General features: G+C 51.2%; 2 protein-coding genes. One reads left to right on the top strand and one right to left on the bottom strand.

The features are described from left to right. Nucleotides 1-17 precede the first annotated feature (17 nt). Complete coding sequence (locus ACYVJG_RS12880; RefSeq protein WP_460431409.1) at nucleotides 18-140, top strand: zinc ribbon domain-containing protein; 123 nt, start codon at nucleotides 18-20, stop codon at nucleotides 138-140. 13 nt (nucleotides 141-153) lie between these two features. Here ACYVJG_RS12880 and ACYVJG_RS12875 read toward each other — a convergent pair. Beyond that, nucleotides 154-1449 (bottom strand): methyl-accepting chemotaxis protein (locus tag ACYVJG_RS12875; protein WP_460431408.1); only part of this gene is annotated, 1296 nt, incomplete at its 5' end.

Below are 1449 nucleotides of genomic sequence, written 5' to 3'. Positions count from 1 at the left end.
CGAAAGGTAGAGCAAGTTTGCGAATAAGAGCATGGATTTGCAGCGAATGCGGTGCAACACACGACCGCGACACCAACGCTGCCAAAAACATTCTCGCGGCGGGACTTCGCCGTCTGGCAGCAGGAATCCCCGCTCTTTAGGGCGGGGAGGAAGTCAAAAGCTGAATTGCGCGACGCGCTGGCGAATGTCTTGCGATAGGTCGGTGAGGGTGTGGACAGTTTGGGCGGTGTGTTGAATCGCCAGATGGTTTTCCTCGACGGCCTGTGCCACATGCTCAACTTGGCCGGCGATAAACTGCCCTGCCGAGGTTTGCTCAGCAATCGCTTTTGCCAGTGCATGAACCGTATTGGCCACATCATGCGAGCCTTTGCCCATCGCTGCAATAAATTCGCTGGCATGTTGAGCCAACTCCGCACCCGTGTTCGCCTCGTTAACGGCCACATCCATTTTTTCCAGCGCCACATTCGCGCTGGATTGAATCGCACCGATCATGTCAGCAATCTCGATGGTCGCCCCTGCGGTACGTTCAGCCAGCTTACGCACCTCATCAGCCACCACCGCAAAGCCGCGCCCTTGCTCACCGGCTCGTGCCGCTTCAATCGCGGCATTGAGGGCCAGCAAATTCGTTTGATCAGCCACTTCCCGAATCACACTGACAATCTGGGAAATTTGTGTGGTTTGTTCATTGAGCTGGTGAATGGATTGTGAAACGGCAAAAACTTCGGTGGTGATACGCTGCATGTCTTCAATGGCATTGCCAATCACCCGATTGCCTTGATCCGATTGTGAGGAAGAAACATCGACCACTTGCAAAGCGGCTTCTGTGTGTTGGCGCATTTGGTTCAAGCCAGAGGACATCTGTTCCACCGCCGCCGCCATGCCCGAAGCGGATTGACTGGTTTCCTGTGCACTATGTGATGAGGTTGTAATCACCTCGGCCAATTCTGCCGCCATGTGGTCAAGTTGGTGAATATCATGGGTAAACTGTTGCAACATCTCACGCAACATCACCACTAGCTGGTTAAAGCAGTTCGATACATTGGCAATTTCGTCTTTCCCCTTGACGTCTAATTGCACTGAAAAATCTTTTTCTGCAATCAGCTTGGTCATTAAATGACTCAGGTGATTTAACGGCAACGCCACCCCACGCGCCAACAACGTGCCACCAAAAATCAACACCAATAGGATTGATAACATTCCCAACAAAATCCACCACTGGATGCGTTCAAGATCAGCAATACTTTTATCAATATCATGTCCGGCATCTTGCATTTGCTGGTTAATCACTGGCTCAAGCGCTTTTTGTAGCTGTGTAGACACCTGTGAGTATTTGGGGGATGTCTTGTTGCTGACCCGCCAATTCAGACGTTGTTTTTTGAACTGTCTCAGCCGCGTTGCAAATTCTTCACAAACCGCTTGCTGGGTACTTGAGCTAATATAAACCCCGTC

Source organism: Aquaspirillum soli, from assembly GCF_054781915.1.
Note: the sequence above shows the minus strand (reverse complement) of the source record. Positions and strands in the feature narration are given on the sequence as shown.